Raw genomic sequence first — 21,478 nt, 5'->3', positions numbered from 1 at the left:
CTTCAGTGGCCGCATACATGTGATCAGCTCCATATACCGCCAAAAGTGATCATAACGCCCGCGGCTCCCGGAGGTAAGCAGAGATGTCCAACGACGGCGTCGGACTGCGCGCGGTCATGCGCTCGGTCGCCTTCCTCACCGCGGGCGCGCTCACGGTGCCCGCGCTCGCCGGCTGCAGCTCCGAGGACCAGGCGGGCAAGCCTCTCGCCGGCCAGGACATCGCACCGGCCGCCCGCCCCCTGGTCGCCGAGGGCGGGACGCTGCGCTGGGCGGTGGATGCCGTACCGGAGACGCTGAACACGTTCCAGTCGGACGCCGACGCTGCCACCACCCGGGTCGCCCAGGCCGTACTGCCGTCGATGTACCGGCTCGACGCGAACGGCCGGCCGCAGGTCAACCCCGACTACCTGGAGAAGGCGAAGGTCGTCGAGACCGAGCCGAAGCAGGTCGTGCTGTACAAGCTGAACCAGCAGGCCGTGTGGAGCGACGGCCGGGAGATCGGCGCCGCCGACTTCGCCGCCCAGTGGCGCGCCCTGTCCGGCAAGGACACCGCGTACTGGACCGCGCGCAACGCCGGGTACGACCGCATCGAGAAGATCGAGCGCGGGGCGAACGACCTGGAGGTCAAGGTCACCTTCGAGCGGCCGTACGCCGACTGGCAGTCGCTGTTCTCGCCGCTGTACCCGAAGGACGTCATGGGCACCCCGGACTCCTTCAACGACGGGGCGCGCAAGAAGCTCAAGGTCACCGCCGGTCCCTTCGCGCTGAAGAAGATCGACCGCAAGGACGACGAGGTCACCCTCACCCGCAACCCGCGCTGGTGGGGTCATCCCGCCAAGCTGTCCGAGATCGTGCTGCGCGCCGTACCGCGCGACGAGCGGGCCGCCGCGCTGGCCACCGGGAAGATCGACCTGGCCGAGATCGACCCCGAGGCCGTCGGGCGCATCACGCTCGCCGCCCGCGCCGCGGCCAAGGACAAGGCCGCCGCGCCGCTCCAGGGCCCGCCCGGACAGCGGGCCCTCGGCCCCGGCGCCGACCTCACCGCCGCCGACTCCCTGCGCTCCTGGGCCGTCGCCAACGGCTCCGACGAGAAAGCCGCCGACGAGGAGATCAGCGCGCGCAAGAAGCAGGGCAAGGCGATCGCCAGGTACGAGCGCCAGCAGCAGGCCCTCGAGGGCTTCGAGGTCCGCCGCTCCCTGGAGCCCGCCTACACCCAGCTCGCCCTCAACGGCGCCGACGGTCCGCTCGCCGACGAGCGGGTCCGCCGGGCCGTGGCCCGCGCCCTCGACCGGACCGCCCTCGCGAAGGTCGTCCTCGCACCGCTCGGGCTGCCCGCCATTCCCGTCGGCAGCCACCTCGCGCTCTCCGGCCAGGCCGCCTACGCCGACAACAGCGGCGCGCTCGGCGGCCAGGACACCGCGGAGGCGCAGGCCCTCCTCGCGGACGCCGGGTGGGTGCTCGGCGGTCCGCTCAAGAAGGAGAAGAAGGGCGAGAAGGCGGCCGGAGCCAAGGGGAAGAAAGCTGAGGCAGGCGAGGAGTCCGACGGCGGGGACGACGGGACGTACATCGTCGGCGAGGACGACAAGGCCGGCGAAAAGGCGGTGCGCGAGGCTGACCGGGAGAAGAAGAAGGACCACCACAAGAAGAGCGGCGACACCCCCAAGCACCTCGCGCAGGACGGCAAGCAGTACGCCAACAAGCTGAAGCAGGGCGGTGCGCCCGGCGCCTACGCACCGAAGGGCACCGCCGCACCGAAGGGCACCGCTGCCCCGGCGGGCGCCGCGGCAGGCGTGCTCGCCAAGAACGGCAAGCCGCTCACGCTCCGCTTCGTGCTGCCGACGGGACCGGGCTCGGAGACCCTGCGCTCGGTGGCCGACCGGATCACGGGCATGCTGCAGAAGGTCGGCATCCGCACCGAGATCTCCAAGGTCGCCGACGAGAGCTACTTCAAGGACCACATCGCGTCCGGCCAGTACGACCTCGCGCTCTACTCCTGGCCCGCCTCCGCCTTCCCCGCGACCGACGCCCGCCCCATCTTCGCCAAGCCGGTCCCGGCCGCCGACGGCTCCCTGAACGTCGAGCAGAACTACACCCGCGTCGGCACGGATCAGGTCGACCAGCTCTTCGACCAGGCCGTAGCCACGCTGAACGACGAGGAGAGCCGCGACCTGATCCGCAAGGCCGACTCCCGCATCTGGGCCGCGGCCGGATCCATCCCGCTCTATCAGCGCCCCCAGCTGACGGCCGCGCGAAAGAGCGTCGTCAACGCCGGCGCCTTCGGCTTCCAGACCCCCGTCTACGAGGACATGGGCTTCCTGAAGAAGGGCGCGAAGCTCTCACCGAGCCCCTCGGCGAAGTAACGATCACTCGTCGCATACGCTGACCGCCGCCCCGCACGACCGCGGGGCGGCGGTCGGCGTACGGGGGACGGGGACGATGGGCGCTTCGGTACGGCGGGTCTGGGCGGCGGGAGCGGTGGCGCTGGCGCTCGCGGCGGGGACGGCGGGCTGCACGGGCGGCGATTCCGACGGCGGCGGCGTCAAAGCCAAGCGGGCCGCGGCCTGCACGGACGGTACGTACACCTGGTCCGGCGTCCGGCACTGGCAGAAGCTGACGGCGCTCGGCAAGCCGGCCACGTTCGCGAACAGGACGGACTCCTACGAGACCGACTTCAAGGCCGTGGACGCCAAGGTCTACCGGCCCACGGTCACCGGCACGCCCACGGGGGTCCGTCCGGCCCGGGTGATCAAGGCCCTGGGCACGCATCTGAAGGTGGAGGAACCGCTCGCGGACCCGACCGAGGTGGAGCGCCCCGAGGAAACGGCCTTCGAGTCGCACACCGGAGATCTCAAGGGCTCGTACTACGCCTGGGAGTACCTCGGCTTCGTCGACGCAGACTTCGCCTACACCTGCCAGGGCGCCGACCTGGTCCGGGGCCATGTGCACACGTGGGAGACGGTCGGCTCGGGCTTCATGCCCTGTACGGACCCGGCCGACGGCACCGCCGGGCGCGCCGCGGCCGGCCGGCTCTGCCCGCCCGGCACCCGTGCGTACGAGGCCGCCTGAGCCCCCTGCGGAGGCCGCTTCTGTCAACCCCACGTAGGATGGGGTGAGGCCGTGGCGTGTCCAGCCCGGCAGGGTCCGCGTAACACAGACATACGCGCAGGCCATCCACTCAAGCCGGGAGTACGCCGCAATATGGCCACGCGCCACGACATCCGCAACGTCGCCATCGTCGCCCACGTCGACCACGGGAAGACGACCCTCGTCGACGCCATGCTGAAGCAGGCCGGTGCCTTCGCCGCGCACGCCGCCGAATCGCTCGACGACCGCATGATGGACTCGAACGACCTGGAGCGTGAGAAGGGCATCACGATCCTGGCCAAGAACACGGCCGTGAAGTACCACCCGAAGGATGGCAGCGATGTCATCACCATCAACATCATCGACACCCCGGGCCACGCCGACTTCGGCGGCGAGGTCGAGCGCGGTCTGTCCATGGTGGACGCGGTGGTGCTGCTGGTCGACGCCTCCGAGGGCCCGCTGCCGCAGACCCGCTTCGTGCTGCGCAAGGCGCTGCAGGCCCGCCTGCCCGTCATCCTGTGCATCAACAAGACGGACCGCCCCGACTCGCGCATCGACGAGGTCGTCAACGAGGCCTACGACCTCTTCCTCGACCTCGACGCCGACGAGGAGCAGATCGAGTTCCCGATCGTCTACGCGTGTGCGCGTGACGGCATCGCCTCGCTGACCAAGCCGGAGGACGGCACCGTTCCGGCCGACAGCGACAGCCTGGAGCCGTTCTTCTCCACGATCCTGTCGAGCGTCCCGGCTCCGGAGTTCGACGAGGCGGCCCCGCTCCAGGCGCACGTCACCAACCTGGACGCCGACAACTTCCTCGGCCGTATCGCGCTGCTCCGCGTCGAGCAGGGCGAGCTGCGCAAGGGCCAGACCGTCACGTGGATCAAGCGCGACGGCACGATGTCCAACGTCCGCATCACCGAGCTGCTGATGACCGAGGCGCTCACCCGCAAGCCCGCCGAGATGGCCGGCCCCGGTGACATCTGCGCCGTCGCCGGTATCCCGGACATCATGATCGGCGAGACCCTCGCCGACCCCGAGAACCCGATCGCGCTGCCGCTGATCACGGTCGACGAGCCGGCGATCTCCATGACGATCGGTACCAACACCTCGCCGATGGTCGGCCGCGGCGGCACCGGCAAGGGCGCGGAGAACAAGGCGGTCGTCAAGGACCGCAAGGTCACCGCCCGCCAGGTCAAGGACCGCCTCGACCGCGAGCTGGTCGGCAACGTCTCGCTCCGCGTGCTCGACACCGAGCGCCCGGACGCCTGGGAGGTCCAGGGCCGTGGTGAGCTCGCGCTCGCCATCCTGGTCGAGCAGATGCGCCGCGAGGGCTTCGAGCTGACCATCGGCAAGCCGCAGGTCGTCACCCAGGAGATCGACGGCAAGGTCTACGAGCCCGTCGAGCGCATGACGATCGACGTGCCCGAGGAGCACATGGGCCCGGTCACGCAGCTCATGGGCGTCCGCAAGGGCCGGATGGACAACATGTCCAACCACGGCTCCGGCTGGGTCCGCATGGAGTTCGTCGTCCCCTCCCGCGGCCTCATCGGCTTCCGTACCGAGTTCCTGACCGGCACGCGCGGCACGGGCATCGCCCACTCCATCCACGAGGGCCACGAGCCGTGGTTCGGCGTCCTGGCGACCCGTAACAACGGCTCGCTCGTCGCCGACCGCTCCGGCGCCGTCACCGCGTTCGCGATGACGAACCTTCAGGAGCGCGGTGTGCTGTTCACCGACCCCGGCACCGAGGTGTACGAGGGCATGATCGTCGGCGAGAACTCGCGCTCCGACGACATGGACGTGAACATCACCAAGGAGAAGAAGCTCACGAACATGCGGTCGTCCTCGGCCGACTCGTTCGAGGCGATCGTCCCGCCGCGCAAGCTGTCGCTCGAGCAGTCGCTGGAGTTCTGCCGCGACGACGAGTGCGTCGAGGTGACCCCGGAAGCCGTTCGCATCCGCAAGGTCGTGCTCGACCAGCGTGACCGGGCCCGTACCGCGAGCCGCGCCAAGCACGGCTGATCACCGGCCGCCTCCCGGCTGATTCCGGCCAACTGAGCCCGGGCGTCCCCATCTTGGGGGTGCCCGGGCTTTTTGCAACTCGTTTTCAGTCGAGTTCCTGTGGGAAGTGTCCGGACTGCGGAGATCGTCGCCCGATACACATGTAACACGTCCGTTTCGTGGCCTTCTCTGGACGAACAGTTTGTCCAGATTTTGGAAGATGTACGCGTCAGCTGTGACCGAATTGAGATTTGAAGACGGTGGTCGGCACTTGGCTCATGCCAGATAGTTAGCCGCGTAGCGCTCGGGTCAATGGGTCTCGCGCCGTGGGGACGGCGCCGACTCAACGAGCACCAGGGGGTGCCTGACCCTCCGTCAGGGGTGTCGGAGGAAAGGCGAGTACCCCCTCCTGTTGGTGAACACGTGGAGTCATGAGGAGGAGTCCCATGCGCGGTGTCACAAGCACCAGGTGGGTCACAGCGTCCCTAGCCGGCAACTGTCAGCCCGCGTACGGCGATTGGTTCTGAGGATGCGGCCGGCCGCCTAGCACGGGCTTTCGCCTACGCGCGTCCGGCTGCGGGTTCTTCCCGCGCTCCTCGGGGCTCCCCCGACGCTTCTTCATGATCCGGTCCGCGATCGCGCACATCCGCGCCGGTCGCCGGCTCGGCACACCCACACCTGTGAAATGGGCGAACTGTGACAAGTCCAATCGACATTGAGGGCGGCGGGACATCGGTTGTCGTCGACGGCGAACAGGAGCCGAAGACGAAACCGGAGGAGGCCAAACAGCTGGAGGGCCGCTCTCCCGGCCAGCTGATGTGGATCCGCTTCAAGCGGGACCGCACCGGCGTGATCTGCGCCTGGGTGGTGCTCTTCTACTTCACCGTCTCGCTGCTGGCGCCGCTGATCGCCAAGCTGTATGGGAAGAATCCGTACACGCTCTACGGCGTGGACCCCCAGCACGCCGACGCGCACCCCGTCCTTGACGACTTCGGGCTTCCGCTCGGCTACTTCGGCGGCGTCTCGGGCGACCACTGGTTCGGTGTCGAGCCGCAGTTCGGCCGGGACGTCTTCACGATGCTGCTCTACGGCATGCGCACCTCGCTGTACATGGCGCTGGGCGTGACCGTGCTGCTGGTGGTCACCGGCGTCATCGTCGGTCTGATCGGCGGCTACTTCGGCGGCCGCACCGACTACTTCCTCGGCCGGGTCACCGACTTCTTCCTGTCCTTCCCGCAGCAGCTCTTCTTCATCGCCTTCATGCCGGTGGTGACCGCGTTCTTCGTGGACCCGCGCGAGGAGACGCCCACCTACTTCCGGGCGCTGGCCATCCTGATCGTGCTGTGGCTGCTGGGCTGGATGCCCATCTCCCGCCTGGTCCGCTCCACCGTGCTGTCCCTGCGCGAGCGGGAGTTCGTGGAGGCCGCCAAGGTCGCGGGGGCCTCGCCCTGGCGGATCGTCCGCAAGGAGCTTCTGCCGAACGTCGTCTCGCCGATCCTGATCCAGTTCACCTACCAGCTTCCCAGCACCATCCTCACCATCGCGTTCCTCTCCTTCGCCGGTGTCGGCTTCGTCGAACCGACGCCGGACTGGGGACGCATGTTCGCCACCGGCGCCGATGTCGCCGAACAGGACCCGGCGTTCATGTTCTTCCCCGGCGTCGCGCTGGTGATCTTCGTCCTGTGCTTCAACCTCCTCGGAGACTCGGTACGGGACGCCCTAGACCCCAAGTCCGGGCGGTAACAGTCGTCCTTGGGCGGGTGGGGGGACTGCCGCCCCTGCGTCGGCCTGCGGCCGAGCCAGGCAGTGCACAGCAGTGCTCAGTGGATAACAAACCGACAGGCAGGTGCATTCACCACTATGAAGTCGCTCAGCTCACGCACTGTGCGCACCGCACTGGTCGCGGTCGCGGCAGGAGCCCTAGTACTCACCGGATGCTCGGAGAACAAGGGCAAAACGTCCGGCACGGATTCCAAGAAGGACCAGGAGGAGGCGTCGGTCCAGTCGAAGGCGGTCGTCTACGAGGACGCCGCCGCCTCGACCGGCCCCGCGAAGGAGGTGGCCGGCGCGAAGAGCGGCGGCACCGTCACCGTCTATCAGGAGGCGGGCCTCTCGCACCTGGACCCGGGCCAGATCTACGTCTCCGACGCCGGCCAGGTCGCCAACCTGCTCTTCAGAGGTCTCACCAACTTCCAGGAGGACGGCAAGGGCAACGTCTCGGTCGTCGGTGACCTCGCCACCGACTCCGGCACCTCCTCCGAGGGCGGCAAGACCTGGAAGTTCACGCTCAAGGACGGCGTCAAGGACCAGAACGGCAACGTCATCACGTCCGCCGACATCCGCCACAGCGTCGAGCGCCTGTACGCGAAGTTCATCTTCGACGGCCCGACCTACCTGCAGACCTGGCTGAGCGGCGCGGACTACCGCAAGGCCCTGCCGGACGGCGGCTACGGCTCCAAGCACCTGCCGGCCTCCGTCCTGGACACCCCGGACGACAAGACGGTCATCTTCCACTTCGACACCGCACGCCCCGACCTGCCGCAGACGCTGGCCATGCCGGGCTACACCATCGTGCCGGAGAAGACCGACACCAAGGAGAAGTACGACAAGGCGCCGGTCTCCACCGGCCCCTACAAGATCTCCGAGTACAAGCTCGGCAAGTCCCTCAAGCTGGTGAAGAACACCAACTGGGACCCGAAGACCGACTCCGTGCGCCACCAGTACGTGGACGGCTACGACTTCTCCTTCGGCATCACCGAGTCGACCCAGACCAAGCGGCTCATCGCCGACCAGGGCGTCTCCAAGAGCGCCATACAGCTCACCGGCAGCGTCGACGCCACCCAGATCCAGGACGTCGTCAGCGACGCGGCCACCAACAAGCGCACGATCAAGGGCTACCAGCCCTACGTCATGGTGCTGGCCTTCAACCTGGACCGGGTGAAGAACAAGGCGGTCCGTGACGCCGTCACCTACGCGGTCAACTCCAAGTCACTCATCGCGGGCGAGGGCGGCGCGTACGGCGGTGACGTGGCCCCGAACCTGTTCGCCCCGACCCTGCCGGGCTACGAGGCGAAGTACGACCCGTACGGCCGTCTGACGAACCCGAGCGGCAACATCGCCGAGGCCAAGAAACTCCTCGCGGACGTCCCGGCCGCCGAGAAGAAGCTCGTCTTCGCCTACGCCAACACCGAGCAGGGCCAGCGCCGCAAGGTGGCCATCGAGGACGCCCTGACCAAGGTCGGCATCGACGTGGTCGCCAAGGAGGTCGACGGCGCCAGCTACTACGAGCAGATCGGCAAGCTCGACAACCCGTACGACATCTACATCTCCGGCTGGGGCCAGGACTGGCCGTCGCCGGGCACGGTCGTCACGCCGGTCTACGACGGTGACCAGGTCGCCGACGGTGCGCCGAACTACTCGCACATCGATGACCCCAAGGTGCAGGAGCTGATCAAGAAGGCCCTCACCCAGGAGCCCACCGAGGCCGCGGCCACGTGGAAGGAAGCGCACCACTACATCCTGGAGAAGATCAACCCCTCCGCTCCGCTCTGGTACACCAAGCAGCTCCAGCTCTACGGCTCGAACATCGGTGGCGCTCGCTACAGCACCGAGTCCAGCTACATCGACGTCAACAACCTGTTCCTGAAGTCGTAGCTCTCCACGGCTGACCGCGGGGGTGCGCACCAGGCGGAGCGCACCCCCCGGTTCCGCGAGACCTCCCGACCACCTCCGCAGAGAGCAGCCAACCCGCCATGGTCCAGTTCATCCTCCGGCGCACAGTCGGCGCCCTCGTCACCCTGTTCCTGATCGGCGCCGCCACGTTCTTCCTGTTCGTCGCCGCACCGTCCGACTACGCCTCGCTGGCCTGCGGCAAGGACTGCTCACCGCAGCGGCTCGAGGAGATCCGGGAGGCCCTCGGCCTCAACCTGCCGATCGCCCAGCAGTTCTGGGACTTCATGTCCGGCATCGTGACGGGCCGCGACTTCCCCGACGGCCACTGCCCGGCCCCGTGCCTGGGCGAGTCGTTCTACTCGGGTGACTTCGTGTGGTCCACCATCAAGGACCGCTTCCCGCTGACCCTTTCGCTGACCGTCGGTGCCGCGGTCGTCTTCCTCGTCATCGGTCTGGGCACGGGCATGCTCTCCGCCTACAAGCGCGGATCCGTGGTCGACAAGACGGCCACGGGCGCCTCCATGGTCCTCAGCTCGTTCCAGATCTACTTCCTGGGCCCGATCGCCCTGCTGATCTTCGTCTACAGCACGGGCTGGATGGAGGACCCCCACTACGTCCCGATCACCGAGGACCCGGTCGGCTGGCTGATCGGCCTGTCCCTCCCCATGATCGTGATGGCCACCATCTTCACCGCCCAGTACACGCGTATGGCCCGCTCCTCGCTGATCGAACAGCTCGCGGAGGAGCACGTCCGGACCGCCAAGGCCAAGGGCATGTCGCAGAAGTACGTCTTCTTCCGCTACGCCTGGCGCGGCTCCCTGATCCCCATCGTGACCGTGTTCGGCATCGACCTCTCCAGCCTGCTCGGCGGCGCGGTGGTCACCGAACTGACCTTCTCGCTCCAGGGAATCGGGCGCCTCGCGGTGGACGGCGCGGTCAACAAGGATCTCCCGCTGACCATGGGCGTCATGCTGGTCGGCGCCTTCGCGATTCTGCTGCTGAACATCCTCACTGACATCACGTACGCCTGGATCGATCCGCGCATCCGGCTTTCGTAGGAAGAGCGACCACCGTGACCACACTGACCAAGACCGAGGACGCGCCGGCCCCGGCGGGGCCGGAGAGCTTTCTGTCGGTCCGCGATCTGAGTGTGCGGTTCTCCACGGAGGACGGCGTCGTCAAGGCAGTCGACGGACTCTCCTTCGACGTCGAGCGCGGCAAGACCCTCGGCATCGTGGGCGAGTCCGGCTCCGGCAAGTCGGTGACCAACCTGACGATCCTCGGTCTGCACAACCCGCGGACCACCACGATCGACGGCGAGATCATCCTCGAGGGCAAGGAACTCGTCACCGCCACCGAGAAGGAGATGGAGAAGCTGCGCGGCAACAAGGCCGCCATGATCTTCCAGGACCCGCTCACCGCACTGTCGCCGTACTACACGGTGGGCCGGCAGATCGCCGAGCCGTTCATGAAGCACACCGGTGCCTCGAAGAAGGCCGGCTGGGAGCGGGCGGTGGAGATGCTGGGCAAGGTCGGCATCCCCAACCCCAAGGAGCGGGCGAAGGACTACCCGCACCAGTTCTCCGGCGGTATGCGGCAGCGCGCGATGATCGCGATGGCGCTGATCTGCGACCCCGACCTGCTGATCGCCGACGAGCCGACCACCGCGCTGGACGTGACGGTCCAGGCCCAGATCCTCGATCTGCTCAAGGACCTCCAGCGGGAGTTCGGCACGGCGATCGTCTTCATCACCCACGACCTCGGTGTCATCGCCGACATGGCCGACGACATCATGGTGATGTACGCGGGCAGCGCGGTCGAGCGCGGCACCACCAACGAGGTGCTCCGTTCCCCGCAACACCCGTACACCTGGGGCCTGTTGAACTCCATGCCGCGCCTGGACTCGGACCTGAGCGCCGCGCTCTCGCCCATCCCCGGCACCCCGCCGTCACTGCTCAACGTCCCGTCCGGCTGCCGCTTCCACCCCCGGTGCACCTTCCAGGACCGGGTCGGCGGCAACCGCTGCGTCACCGAACGCCCCTTGCTGGCCCCGGACCGTTCCTCGGCCTGCCATTTGACGGCGGACCAGAAGCGGACCATCTTCGTCGAAGAGATCAAGCCCAGCCTGGGCTAGGGCCTGTCCGGCGGATCAGGCCGGCTGTAAGAATCGGTACTTTCGAACGACTCCGGCATGATCCGCCGGAGAGGTCCTAGGGAGGACACCGCAATGAAAGAGGACCTCGTCCTCCCCGCCCCGCGCGAGGCCGCCACCGACTCGCCCGGGGAACCGCTCCTCCAAGTGGAGGGGCTGGTCAAGCACTTCCCGGTCAAGGGCGGCTTCCCGATCCGGCGTACGGTCGGCGCGGTGCAGGCCGTCGACGGTATCGACCTGTCCGTGCACGTCGGCGAGAGCTTCGGCCTGGTCGGTGAGTCGGGCTGCGGCAAGTCGACCACGGGCCGGCTGATCACGCGGCTCATGGAGCCGACGGGCGGGAAGATCTCGTACCGGGGCAAGGACATCACGCGCGCCTCGCGCAAGCAGCTCGCGCCGGTCAGGTCCGAGATCCAGATGATCTTCCAGGACCCGTACTCCTCGCTGAACCCCCGCCAGACCGTCGGCAAGATCATCTCGGGCCCGATGGAGATCAACGGGATCGAGCCGGAGGGCGGCCGGGACAAGCGTGTACGCGAGCTCCTGGAGACCGTCGGCCTCAACCCCGAGCACTTCAACCGCTTCCCGCACGAGTTCTCCGGCGGCCAGCGTCAACGCATCGGTGTCGCCCGTGCGTTGGCCCTGAACCCCAAGCTGATCGTGGCGGACGAGCCGGTCTCCGCGCTGGACGTCTCCATCCAGGCACAGGTCGTCAACCTCCTCCAGAAGGTCCAGAAGGAACTGGGCATCGCGTTCCTGTTCATCGCCCACGACCTCGCTGTCGTACGGCACTTCTCGCAGCGCGTGGCGGTCATGTACCTCGGCAAGATCATCGAGGTCGGCGACCGGGACTCCATCTACACCCGCCCCCGCCACCCCTACACCCACGCTCTGCTGTCCGCCGTACCGGAAGTGAACCTGGGCGACGGCGAGACGGGCGGGCGCGAGCGCATCCGCCTCGCCGGCGACGTGCCGTCCCCGATCAACCCGCCCTCCGGCTGCCGCTTCCGCACCCGCTGCTGGAAGGCGCAGGACAAGTGCGCGGCGGAGGAACCCCCGCTGATCCAGATCTCCGGCAACCGCGAGGGTCACCTCACGGCCTGCCACTTCCCGGAGGAGCCGACCATCGAGGCCCGGGACGAGGACATCGTGCTGGACCCGGCGCTGGCGGCATTGGAGGAGGCGGCGGCCGAGGACTGAGAGGGTCCGCCAAAGTCCGGTGCGGTTCGGCAGCACGCAACGGGGCTCGGGGAACTGCGCGAGCAGCCACAACGCACCCGCAGTCGACGCACCGGACTTCCAGCGGAGTGCTCAGGCCGGCGCGGCCACCGTGATGATCTCGGGGCTCGCGGGGGTCAACGGCCCCCGCCCCCAGTCCCCGTACTGCTCGACGACCGTGAGTCCGGCCTCGGCGAGGGCCGCGCCGATGGCGTGGGCGTCGAGGAAGCGCAGGGTGGTGCGGCTCATGCGGGGGGCGTTCCACTGGTCGCTCTCGAAGGTCTCGGTGAACGTCACGCGGTCACGGGCGACGGGGTGCTCGACCTCGTGCCACACGCGGACGACCTCACCCAGCTCGTCGTACACCCGGTGCGCCCGCTCCGGCGTCCACGCCTCCCAGGCGCGGGCGGCCGGGTTCCGCGTCTCGAACAGGAACCGCCCGCCGACCCCGAGGGCACGGCGCACGGCCCGCAGGCACGCCCTCAACTCCTCGTCCCCGAGGAGCACTTGGAAGGTGTGCCCGGTCATCACGACCAGGTCGAACTCCGCCTCCCACACCTGGCTGCGCAGATCTCCGAGCACCCACTCGACCCGGGGCTCGTTCGACCGCGCCAGCACCAGCATCGCGGCGGCCGGATCGAGCCCGGTGAGCCGCCCCCGGTGACCGTACGCCCGCGCCTGCCGCAGCAGCCGCCCTGTACCGCAGCCGGCGTCCAGCACCGACTCGGCGCCCATCACCCGCCCCAGACAGAAGTCGTCCCCCGGCCCCCACGGATTGAGGGCGTCGTACAACGCGGCGAGCGCGGGATCAGCGAACGACCGATCGACCATCGCGGCAGTTTGTCACATGCGGGTGGGGCGGATGACAGGATCGGGCTTCCTGTGTGCCGGGGGAGGAGCGGGAGTTGCTGCATCACGTCGAGCTGTGGGTGCCGGATCTGGGGCGGGCTGCCCGGTCGTGGGGGTGGCTGCTGGAGCGGCTGGGCTACGAGCCGTACCAGAGCTGGGCGGACGGGCGCAGCTGGCGGATGGAGCGGACGTACATCGTGCTCGAACGGTCACCGGCACTGCGGGGCGGAGAGCCGCATGACCGGATGCGGCCGGGGCTGAACCATCTGGCCTTCCATGTGGCAGGCCGACCCGAGCTCGACGCCCTCGTCGCGGAGGCTCCCGCGCACGGCTGGACCGCGCTCTTCGCCGACCGGTATCCGTACGCGGGTGGGCCGGACCACTGTGCCGGCTATCTGGAGGACGAGGACGGGTTCGAGGCGGAGTTGGTGGTGGAGCGGGAGTGATCGCGCGGTTTCAGCGGAGGAGCGGGTCCGATGTGTCATGCGTGGCGCAGTGCACCGGCTTCGCGGTGCGGGGGCGATGGCGTGGGCCTCGCGTACCTGCGCCGGCGGGTCGGTGCCAGGCGCTTCCCAGGATCTCAGGCACGATGCTGGAAAACCGTGAGCGGGTACGGGTGCGTACCCGTACCCTGGGTGAATGAGCGTAAGGAGCCCCATCATGTCTGACGCGAACATCCGTATTCCCGTCGAGGCCCGCGACCGGCTTGCCGAGATAGCGGCTGGTGAGGGGCTGTCGCTGCGCGCCTACCTGGCCCGGCTGGCGGACTCGCTGCTCACGCCTGCCGAGCGTGCCGAGCGCGCCGAGCGCGCAAGTGCCGTGCTGCGGGAATGGAACGGCTACGACCCCACCGAGGGTGAACAGGCCGACCTGGACGCGGAACTCGATCGCCGACTGGCCGAGGCGGCTGCCCGGTGACCGACGCTCTCCATGTGATCCTCGACGACACGGCCATGGTTGCCGCCGGATCGGGCAACATCCTGGCTTCACGCCTGATCCATCGCGCGCACGCCACTCAGGGATGGTTCCTGTACGCACCCACGTGTGCGCTGGTTGAGGCCGACCGAACCCGGCGCGGCACGGCAGAGCACATCGTCGCGCTGCCCAGTGTCGTCGTCCTGGATCTGGACCTGCCTGCCGCCCTTGCTGTGGCCCGTGACGCCGACTGGGCTCCAGCACACATCGAGCACGCGGCCCAGCCGACGCCTGAACGGCCGGACGGGGCTGTTGTCGCCACCGTCGCCCCGCAGCGGTGGAAGGGACGGCCGGTGCGGGTTCTCGACCTCAACCCCTGAGCATCGTGATCTGCTTGTGCCCCGGGTAGAGACCATGGCCCGCGCCTGGGACGGCGCGGGCCCCATTCCCCTGGAAGGTGATCCGGTCGCCGAGCGTCCACAGATCACGCACCGTGCCGTCGGGCAGGACGGTTCCGCGCAGATGAAGGGAGGCCATGCTGCGGCAGTTTAATTGTTCGACATCCGGACGCCGGTCCGCGATCATCCCCCTCGATGACGAGAAAAGACGACACTCCCCCCGCGTGGGACGAGCGCACCCAGCTGACCACCTTCCTCGACTACGCCCGTGACACGGCCCGCGCCAAGTGCGAGGAGGTCTCGGAGGAGAACGCCCGCAGGGCACCCCTGCCGGACTCGCCCCTGATGACCCTGAGCGGACTGGTCAACCACCTCCGCTGGGTCGAGTACTACTGGTTCCAGGTCGTCTTCCTCGGCGAGGAGGACGAGGGCCCCTGGACCGACGAGGACCCCGACCGGGAGATGCGCATCGCGGTCGACATGCCGCTCGCGGACGTCCTCGCGGAGTACGAGGAACAGGCCGCCCGCTACCGCGAGTTGGTCGCCGCGAACGACCTGGACGCCCAGGCGAAGACGCCGATCCGCGACGGCCGCCACACCGACCTCCGCTGGATCCTCCTCCACCTGATCGAGGAGACGGCCCGGCACAACGGGCACCTGGACATCATCCGGGAACTCGTCGACGGCACGACCGGCGTGTAGCTCCGGGCGGATGCGTGAAGAAGGCCCGCGCCTGGGTGGGCGCGGGCCTTCGTTCCCCGGGATCGGACGTTCATGGGCTCGGGTCAATGGGCCGAGAAAGTCCGTTCCGCAAAAGGAGACGGCTTGACGGTAAAGGGGTGTGTCAGGCCGCCGCCTGGGGGTCCTTGGAGAGACGCGGGGCGGGCACGCTGTCCGCCGTCTCGGGGTAGTGGCAGGCGGTCAGGTGACCGGGCTTGTTGCCCTCGACCTCCACCAGCGGGGGAGCCTCCGACGCGCACTTGTCCGTCGCCTTCCAGCAGCGCGTGCGGAAACGGCAGCCGGAGGGCGGGTTGATCGGGGACGGCACGTCGCCCTGGAGCCGGATGCGCTCGCGGGGGATGTCGTCCACGGTGACTTCGGGTACGGCGGACAGGAGGGCCCGCGTATAGGGGTGCCGCGGGTTGTTGTAGAGGTCGTCGCGGTCGGCGATCTCCATGATCTTACCGAGGTACATGACCGCCACGCGCTGTGAGAAGTGCCGCACGATGGCCAGGTCGTGGGCGATGAAGACGAACGCGATGCCCAGCTCCTGCTGGACCTTCTGCAGCAGGTTCACGACCTGCGCCTGGATCGACACGTCGAGGGCCGACACCGGCTCGTCCGCCACGATCAGCTTCGGGTTCAGGGCCAACGCCCGTGCCACACCGATGCGCTGGCGCTGGCCGCCGGAGAACTCGTGCGGGAAGCGGTTGAAGTGCTCGGGGTTGAGGCCGACGATCTCCAGCAGCTCACGCACGCGCGCCTCGCGCCCGCCCGCCGGGTTGATGTCGTTGATCTCCATCGGACCCGAGACGATCTTGCCGACCGTCTGGCGCGGGTTCAGGGACGCGTACGGGTCCTGGAAGATCATCTGGATCTCGGACCTGATCGGCGCCAGCTGCGCCCGGCCCGCGTGCGTGATGTCCTGCCCGCGGTACTCGATCTTGCCGCCGGTCGGCTCCAGGAGCCGGGTGATCAGCCGGCCCGTGGTCGACTTGCCGCAGCCCGACTCGCCGACCAGACCGAGGCTCTCGCCCTCGCCGACCTGGAAGTCGAGCCCGTCCACGGCCTGCACCGCGCCGACCGTACGCCGGATGGGGAAGCCGCCCTTGACCGGGAAGTGCTTGGTCAGACCGCTGACGTTCAGAAGGGGTTTCGCGTTGCTCATGATGGTGAAGTCCCGTCGTCTCTCGTACGTCAGTGCCGGGATGCGGCGAAGTCGGCGAAGAATTCCTGGCGTTGCCCGATCGAGAGGTGGCAGGCGGAACCCCGGCCGGCCACGACCTCCAGCGCCGGACGCTCACTGGAGCACAGCCCGCCCGCGACCTTCTCGGCGAAGGTGCAGCGCGGGTGGAAGCGGCAGCCGGACGGCGGGTTGAGCAGTGAGGGCGGCGAACCCGGGATCGGCGACAGCGGCACGTCCACCGGGCCGTCCAGGCTCGGCATGGAGCTCATCAGGCCCAGGGTGTAGGGGTGCTGCGGGGCGCGCAGCACCTCCTTCTTGGTACCGCGCTCCACGCACCGGCCGCCGTACATCACCAGCACGTCGTCCGCGACGTCGGCGATGACACCGAGGTCGTGGGTGATGAAGACGATCGCCGTGCCGAACTCCCGCTGGAGGTCCTTGAGCAGGTCCATGATCTGCGCCTGGACCGTCACGTCGAGGGCGGTGGTCGGCTCGTCCGCGATCAGGAGCTCGGGGTCGCAGACCAGCGCCATCGCGATCATCGCGCGCTGCCGCATACCGCCGGAGAACTGGTGCGGGTAGTCGTCCACCCGCATGTCCGGCTGGGGGATCCCGACCCGGCGCAGCATCTCGATCGCCCGCGCCCGGGCCTCCTTCTTGGAGGCGCCGGTGTGCTTGCGGTACGTCTCGCCGATCTGCTTGCCGATCGTGTGGAACGGCGACAGGGAGGCCAGCGCGTCCTGGAAGATCATGGCCATCTTGTTACCGCGCAGCCGCTCGAGCTCCCGCTCGGTGGCGGTGAGCAGCTCCTTGCCGTCCAGCAGGATCTCGCCGTCGATCGCGGTGCGGTCGCGGTCGTGCAGACCCAGGATCGTCAGGTTGGTGACCGACTTGCCGGAACCCGACTCGCCCACGATGCCGAGGGTCTTGCCCTTCTCGACGTCGAAGGAGAGACCGTCGACGGCCTTGACGATGCCGTCCTCGGTGGAGAAGTGGACTTTCAGGTCCCTGACGGAGAGGAAGGGCTGCTGATCGGTGCTCGTCACGGGGACGCTCCTGAGGGGGGTGATGCGAGGGGTCGGGGGCGGTGGGCGGAGGTCAGGCGAGCCGGATCCGCGGGTCGATGAGGGCGTAGACGGCGTCGACGATGATGTTGAAGAACACGATCGCGCCGGCCGCCAGCACGGTCACGCCCATCAGCATGGGCAGATCGCTCTGGTTCACGGATGCCACGGCGAGCCGGCCGATGCCCTGCAGGCTGAAGGTCGCCTCGGTGATCATCGCGCCGCCGATGAGCGTGCCCAGGTCGATGCCGAACACCGTGACGATCGGGCCCATGGCACCGCGCCAGGCGAAGCGGAAGAAGACGTTCGCCTGGGACAGGCCCTTGGCGCGCGCCGTGCGGACGTAGTCCTCGCTGAGCTGCTCCACCAGCTGGGAGCGGGTCATACGGGTGTAGTTGGCGGTGAAGATGATCGCCAGGACCAGCCACGGCAGGAGCAGTCCGGAGAACCAGGCGCCGGGGTTCTCGGTGAGCGGGGTGTACGACGGCTGGTCCAGCACACCCATCTTCGAGACCAGGAAGTACATCGCGATGTAGCCGACGAAGTAGATCTGCAGCGAGGAGCCGAACAGCGAGGCCGAGCTGGCGAACTTGTCCAGGAACTTGCCCTGCTTGAGCGCCGCGATCATGCCTGCGCCGACACCGAGCACAAGGAAGACGAGGGCCGCGCCGAAGGCGAGCGAGAGGGTCAGCGGCAGCCGGTCCATGATCGTGCCGAAGACGGGCTCACGGTTGGCGAAGGAGTAGCCGAGGCACGGCGCGTCGCAGTGCCCGTAGCCGGCGTACTCACGGCCCATGAAGGCGCCCTGGAGCCACTCCCAGAACTGGACCGGGATCGGCTTGTCGATGCCCAGGTTGCTCCGGATCTGCGCGAGAGCCTCCGGCGTGCAGTTCTTGCCGCAGGACATCATGGCTGGGTCACGCGGGACGGCGTAGAAGAGCCAGAAGGTGATGGCGCTGATGATCAACAGGATGACCATCGCGCCGATGACTCGGCGGACAAGGAAGCGGAACATGAGGCGTGACTTTCCGGACGGGGCGCCGTCGCCGGGGGGGTAAGAGGGGGGTGGGCGGCCGCAAGGGGCGGCCACTGTGGTGGCCGCCCCGAGGGGGGTGTGCTTACTTCATCGCGTAGAGCTTGGTGAGCGCGATGCAGGTGTTGCCGGCGTCGTAGACGACGTTGCCGACCTTGGATCCGTACATCCAGTTGCGGATCGAGTGGTAGTCGGGCACGACCGCCGCGAGCTCCATGATCTGCTTGTCGATGGCGCCCCAGGCCTTGTTGGCCTTCGCCGAGTCCGCGATCGTGGAGGCCGCGGTGATCGCCTTGTTGACGCTGGCGTCGTCCAGCTGGGCGTAGTTGCTGCGGCCGTCGCCGATGTTCTCGCCGCTCCAGCAGGGGTAGAAGACCGAGTAGCCGTTCGGCCAGTCCGGGCTCCAGCCGGCGGCGAACAGGTCGTAGTCGTTGTCGATCTTGCCGATCTGGGTGTAGAAGGTCGACTTGTCGAGCTGCTTGTTGACGACCGTGAAGCCGGCCGCCTCCAGCGCGTTCTTGATCGCGACGGCCTGCTTCACCGCGTTGTCCGACTGCTGGTAGGCGATGACCAGCTTCTGGCCTTCCTTACCGGCTTCCTTCAGCAGCGCCTTGGCCTTCGCCGGGTCGCCGCCGGGCTTCTTGGTCACGCCGTACAGGTCGAACTTCTCGTAACCGGGGGTCACCGGGCTGAGGATCGTGGTGGCGAGCTCGCTGGTGGAGGCGCCGCCGCGGATCGTCTGCAGCTGCTGGTGCGGCCAGGCCCAGTTGATGGCCTGGCGGACCTTGAGGTCCTTGATACGGGTCATGTTGATCGGCCAGTAGTACGTGACCGTGTCGACCTGGGTGAGGACGCGCTTCTTCAGCGTGGCGTTGGTGAGGACCTGGGCGATGCGCTCCGCGGCGACCTCGTTGAAGATCGACATCGTGTACTTGTCGTTGCCCGAGTCCGCGATGTAGCGGTCGGTGGAGGCCAGCGGCTCGAAGCCGAACTGGAAGACGAACTTGTCCGGGTACGCGTTGCGGATCGAGTCCGTCTTCGGGTCCCAGTGCTCGTTGCGCGCGTACGTCATCGACTTGCCGATGCTGCGGCTCTCGATGCGGTACGGGCCACAGGAGAACGGCTGCTTGTCGTACTTCTCCTTGGTGTCCTTCTTCTTCGCCACCAGGCCGTAACCGGGCATGCCGAGCGTGAAGTTGAAGTCCGCGCGGGCCTCGGTCAGACGGAAGGTGACCGTCTTGCCGTCGATCTCGATGGAATCGAGGCTCTTGCCGTCGTAGGGGCCCTTGTACTTGGCGCCGCCCTCAAGCCAGTCCTGGACGTAGCGGGGACCCTCGGTGATGAAGGAGGCGTAGAGGCGCTCGAAGGTGTGGCGGACGTCGTCCATGGAGACGTCGGAGCCGTCCTCCCACTTCAGACCGTCCTTCAGCGTGAAGGACCAGGTCTTGCCGCCGTCCTTCATCGTGCCGGCGTCGGTCGCGGCGTCGCCGACCAGCGTGGCGCCGCCCTTCTCGTCGACCTTGTAGCCGGTCAGACCGCGCAGGATCGGCCGGGTGATGGCACCGGTGGTCGACACGTAGATCTGCGCCGGGTCCAGGTGGTCCATGTCGAACTGGTCCAGCGAGTAGATCGTCCCGCCCGTGACCGCGCCCTTGACCTCCGGAGCCGGACCCGTCGAGTCGGCCTTCGTGCCGACCGGGATGTCCATGGTCTTGGAGCCGCTGACCTTGGGGACGGTGTTCTCGCCGGAGCTGCCCGAGTCACCGCTGCTGCAGGCGGACAGTACCGAGGTCGAGGCCGCCGCCACACCGGTGGCTATCAGGAAGTTTCTACGGGAAAAGGACATGGTGAGCCTGCCTGTCGAGGGTCATTCGGAACGGTCTTGACCAGCTGGACGTCGTTGATCCGGGCCGGTGTGGGGGCTTGGGGCTATCGCTTGGACTTCGGGTCGAGTGCGTCGCGCACCGAGTCGCCGAGCAGGTTGAAGGCGAGGACGAAGATCACCATCGACAGGCCCGGGAAGAGCATGAAGGTGAGGTCCTCGGTGTAGAACTGCGCGCCGCGCTGGATCATGACGCCCCAGTCCGGGGTCGGGTCGATCATGCCGACGCCGAGGAAGGCGAGACCCGCCTCCGCGGTCACGAAGGCCGGGAGCATCAGCGTGGACTGGATGATGATCGGGGTCGCCAGGTTGGGCAGCAGTTCCTTGAACACGATCCGCATCGGCGAGGCGCCCGTGACCTTGGCGGCCTCGACGAACTCCCGCTCGCGCAGGCCGAGTACCTGGCCACGCAGAAGGCGGGCGATGGAGGCCCAGCCGAAGGCCGCCATGAGGATGATCATGGCGGTGGCTCGCAGCCAGGTCGGCACGTCGTCGTCCGCGGCGACGAAGATGCCGTAGATCACGGGCATGAAGGCGATGAAGAACAGGGTCGACGGGAACGACAGGACGATGTCGATGATCCGTCCGACGAGGTAGTCGGTCCTCCCGCCGAGGTAGCCCGCGGTGACGCCGATGACCACGCCGACGACGGTGGTGAGGATCGTGGCGGCCACGGCGATGCCGAGCGAGGTGCGGATGGCGTAGAGCAGGAACGTGAAGACGTCCCGCCCGAGCTGGGGCTCGATGCCGAACCAGAACTCCGAGCTCATGCCGCCGTTCGGGCCCGCCGGGTAGGAGAACGCGTTGAGCAGTTCGGGCCGCTGGCTGGCGTAGGTCGTGTACGGGTCCTTGCCGTACAGCTTCGCTATCAGCGGCGCGGCGATCGCGATCACGAAGAAGAAGATCACGATGTAGGCCGATATGACGCCCGTGCGGTCACGCCTGAAGCGTTTCCAGGCCAGGCGGCCGGGGGAGCGGCTCTCGTTGCCCTTGGGGGTGGAGGGCGAAGGCGACTTCTCGACGCTTTCGTCGATCACCTCGAGCGGAGTGGCCGCCGATGGAGTTGGGGGGGTCATGGTGCTCCTGGCCCACGGGAAAGTCTGATGACCGCAGGGCGCTCCCCTACGGGCTACGCCGGACTTTTTCAACGCAATTCATTCAAGGTCAATAAATTCTGGGTCGGCTTGGGTTTCTATTTACCTTCTTTGCCTTCCTTTGACCAATCTGTAGCTACGCGTGTAGCGTGCCGTGATCAGGTCGTGTCTTACATCGGGCCAACTGCGCCAATCGGGCAACAAGTTCGA

At 67.9% G+C, this 21,478-nt stretch carries 19 protein-coding genes; 12 read left to right on the top strand and 7 right to left on the bottom strand.

Annotated features, from left to right (window positions below; genetic code table 11):
* Positions 1-83 precede the first annotated feature (83 nt).
* From IG08_RS0100970 to IG08_RS0100935, 8 genes are all read left to right on the top strand, one after another.
* Positions 84-2,360: an ABC transporter family substrate-binding protein gene (locus IG08_RS0100970; RefSeq protein ID WP_030594822.1), complete on the top strand. Its 2,277-nt coding sequence runs from the start codon at positions 84-86 to the stop codon at positions 2,358-2,360.
* Between the two features lie 76 nt (positions 2,361-2,436).
* On the top strand, positions 2,437-3,066 hold the full coding sequence (locus tag IG08_RS0100965) for a hypothetical protein (protein WP_052424424.1): 630 nt from the start codon (positions 2,437-2,439) through the stop codon (positions 3,064-3,066).
* Positions 3,067-3,198: 132 nt separating this feature from the next.
* A complete protein-coding gene (typA, locus tag IG08_RS0100960; RefSeq protein ID WP_030594816.1) occupies positions 3,199-5,106 on the top strand; it encodes a translational GTPase TypA in 1,908 nt (635 codons plus the stop codon).
* A 675-nt stretch (positions 5,107-5,781) separates the two neighbouring features.
* A complete protein-coding gene (locus IG08_RS0100955; RefSeq protein WP_030594813.1) occupies positions 5,782-6,828 on the top strand; it encodes an ABC transporter permease in 1,047 nt (348 codons plus the stop codon).
* 117 nt (positions 6,829-6,945) lie between these two features.
* On the top strand, positions 6,946-8,739 hold the full coding sequence (locus IG08_RS0100950; protein ID WP_030594810.1) for an ABC transporter substrate-binding protein: 1,794 nt from the start codon (positions 6,946-6,948) through the stop codon (positions 8,737-8,739).
* A gap of 98 nt (positions 8,740-8,837) precedes the next feature.
* Positions 8,838-9,815, top strand: a complete 978-nt coding sequence (locus tag IG08_RS0100945; RefSeq protein WP_030594807.1) for an ABC transporter permease — start codon at positions 8,838-8,840, stop codon at positions 9,813-9,815.
* Between the two features lie 14 nt (positions 9,816-9,829).
* On the top strand, positions 9,830-10,891 hold the full coding sequence (locus IG08_RS0100940; RefSeq protein WP_030594804.1) for an ABC transporter ATP-binding protein: 1,062 nt from the start codon (positions 9,830-9,832) through the stop codon (positions 10,889-10,891).
* Positions 10,892-10,984: 93 nt separating this feature from the next.
* The gene (locus tag IG08_RS0100935; protein WP_030594801.1) at positions 10,985-12,109 is read left to right on the top strand and encodes an ABC transporter ATP-binding protein; all 1,125 of its coding nucleotides are present in this window, start codon (positions 10,985-10,987) and stop codon (positions 12,107-12,109) included.
* Between the two features lie 111 nt (positions 12,110-12,220).
* Here the strand turns inward: IG08_RS0100935 and IG08_RS0100930 are convergent, their stop codons facing one another.
* Positions 12,221-12,958, bottom strand: coding sequence for a class I SAM-dependent methyltransferase (locus IG08_RS0100930; protein WP_030594799.1), 738 nt, complete (start codon positions 12,956-12,958; stop codon positions 12,221-12,223).
* Between the two features lie 74 nt (positions 12,959-13,032).
* On the opposite strand from IG08_RS0100930, the gene IG08_RS0100925 reads away from it, so the two are divergent.
* The 3 genes from IG08_RS0100925 to IG08_RS0100915 all read left to right on the top strand — a co-directional run bounded on the left by IG08_RS0100925 (position 13,033) and on the right by IG08_RS0100915 (position 14,271).
* Positions 13,033-13,422: a VOC family protein gene (locus IG08_RS0100925; protein ID WP_030594796.1), complete on the top strand. Its 390-nt coding sequence runs from the start codon at positions 13,033-13,035 to the stop codon at positions 13,420-13,422.
* Between the two features lie 214 nt (positions 13,423-13,636).
* Complete coding sequence (locus IG08_RS0100920) at positions 13,637-13,894, top strand: hypothetical protein (protein WP_030594793.1); 258 nt, start codon at positions 13,637-13,639, stop codon at positions 13,892-13,894.
* Positions 13,891-14,271 carry a PIN domain-containing protein gene (locus IG08_RS0100915; protein WP_030594790.1) on the top strand — a complete coding sequence of 127 codons (381 nt, stop codon included), beginning with the start codon at positions 13,891-13,893 and terminating at the stop codon, positions 14,269-14,271. The genes IG08_RS0100920 and IG08_RS0100915 overlap by 4 nt, the downstream gene beginning before the upstream one ends.
* On the opposite strand, the gene IG08_RS0100910 is transcribed toward IG08_RS0100915, so the two are convergent.
* Positions 14,261-14,428, bottom strand: a complete 168-nt coding sequence (locus tag IG08_RS0100910) for a hypothetical protein (protein WP_158812163.1) — start codon at positions 14,426-14,428, stop codon at positions 14,261-14,263. The genes IG08_RS0100915 and IG08_RS0100910 overlap by 11 nt on opposite strands.
* Before the next feature lie 56 nt (positions 14,429-14,484).
* Between IG08_RS0100910 and IG08_RS0100905 the strand changes: the two genes are divergently transcribed.
* Positions 14,485-14,991, top strand: coding sequence for a DinB family protein (locus IG08_RS0100905; RefSeq protein WP_030594783.1), 507 nt, complete (start codon positions 14,485-14,487; stop codon positions 14,989-14,991).
* A gap of 142 nt (positions 14,992-15,133) precedes the next feature.
* Here IG08_RS0100905 and IG08_RS0100900 read toward each other — a convergent pair whose 3' ends face one another.
* The 5 genes from IG08_RS0100900 to IG08_RS0100880 all read right to left on the bottom strand — a co-directional run bounded on the left by IG08_RS0100900 (position 15,134) and on the right by IG08_RS0100880 (position 21,250).
* Positions 15,134-16,177, bottom strand: a complete 1,044-nt coding sequence (locus IG08_RS0100900) for an ABC transporter ATP-binding protein (RefSeq protein WP_030594780.1) — start codon at positions 16,175-16,177, stop codon at positions 15,134-15,136.
* A gap of 29 nt (positions 16,178-16,206) precedes the next feature.
* A complete protein-coding gene (locus tag IG08_RS0100895; protein ID WP_030594776.1) occupies positions 16,207-17,241 on the bottom strand; it encodes an ABC transporter ATP-binding protein in 1,035 nt (344 codons plus the stop codon).
* 52 nt (positions 17,242-17,293) lie between these two features.
* Positions 17,294-18,274, bottom strand: coding sequence for an ABC transporter permease (locus IG08_RS0100890; RefSeq protein ID WP_030594773.1), 981 nt, complete (start codon positions 18,272-18,274; stop codon positions 17,294-17,296).
* A gap of 103 nt (positions 18,275-18,377) precedes the next feature.
* Positions 18,378-20,138, bottom strand: a complete 1,761-nt coding sequence (locus tag IG08_RS0100885; RefSeq protein WP_030594772.1) for an ABC transporter substrate-binding protein — start codon at positions 20,136-20,138, stop codon at positions 18,378-18,380.
* Positions 20,139-20,221: 83 nt separating this feature from the next.
* Positions 20,222-21,250 (bottom strand): ABC transporter permease, encoded by a 1,029-nt coding sequence (locus IG08_RS0100880; RefSeq protein ID WP_199820788.1) that lies wholly within the window; start codon positions 21,248-21,250, stop codon positions 20,222-20,224.
* Between the last annotated feature and the right edge of the window lie 228 nt (positions 21,251-21,478).

Origin of the sequence: Streptomyces fulvoviolaceus, assembly GCF_000718165.1 — a bacterium.
Taxonomy (GTDB): domain Bacteria; phylum Actinomycetota; class Actinomycetes; order Streptomycetales; family Streptomycetaceae; genus Streptomyces; species Streptomyces fulvoviolaceus.
This window is presented reverse-complemented; position numbering and strand designations above follow the sequence as displayed.

Excerpts from the sequence above, each read along its gene's own strand:
- IG08_RS0100970 (WP_030594822.1), top strand. The coding sequence starts at position 84 with ATGTCCAACGACGGCGTCGGACTGCGCGCGGTCATGCGCTCGGTCGCC.
- IG08_RS0100965 (WP_052424424.1), top strand. The coding sequence starts at position 2,437 with ATGGGCGCTTCGGTACGGCGGGTCTGGGCGGCGGGAGCGGTGGCGCTG.
- typA (WP_030594816.1), top strand. The coding sequence starts at position 3,199 with ATGGCCACGCGCCACGACATCCGCAACGTCGCCATCGTCGCCCACGTC.
- IG08_RS0100950 (WP_030594810.1), top strand. The coding sequence starts at position 6,946 with ATGAAGTCGCTCAGCTCACGCACTGTGCGCACCGCACTGGTCGCGGTC.
- IG08_RS0100945 (WP_030594807.1), top strand. The coding sequence starts at position 8,838 with ATGGTCCAGTTCATCCTCCGGCGCACAGTCGGCGCCCTCGTCACCCTG.
- IG08_RS0100935 (WP_030594801.1), top strand. The coding sequence starts at position 10,985 with ATGAAAGAGGACCTCGTCCTCCCCGCCCCGCGCGAGGCCGCCACCGAC.
- IG08_RS0100930 (WP_030594799.1), bottom strand. The coding sequence starts at position 12,958 with ATGGTCGATCGGTCGTTCGCTGATCCCGCGCTCGCCGCGTTGTACGAC.
- IG08_RS0100920 (WP_030594793.1), top strand. The coding sequence starts at position 13,637 with ATGTCTGACGCGAACATCCGTATTCCCGTCGAGGCCCGCGACCGGCTT.
- IG08_RS0100910 (WP_158812163.1), bottom strand. The coding sequence starts at position 14,428 with ATGGCCTCCCTTCATCTGCGCGGAACCGTCCTGCCCGACGGCACGGTG.
- IG08_RS0100905 (WP_030594783.1), top strand. The coding sequence starts at position 14,485 with ATGACGAGAAAAGACGACACTCCCCCCGCGTGGGACGAGCGCACCCAG.
- IG08_RS0100900 (WP_030594780.1), bottom strand. The coding sequence starts at position 16,177 with ATGAGCAACGCGAAACCCCTTCTGAACGTCAGCGGTCTGACCAAGCAC.
- IG08_RS0100890 (WP_030594773.1), bottom strand. The coding sequence starts at position 18,274 with ATGTTCCGCTTCCTTGTCCGCCGAGTCATCGGCGCGATGGTCATCCTG.
- IG08_RS0100885 (WP_030594772.1), bottom strand. The coding sequence starts at position 20,138 with ATGTCCTTTTCCCGTAGAAACTTCCTGATAGCCACCGGTGTGGCGGCG.
- IG08_RS0100880 (WP_199820788.1), bottom strand. The coding sequence starts at position 21,250 with ATGACCCCCCCAACTCCATCGGCGGCCACTCCGCTCGAGGTGATCGAC.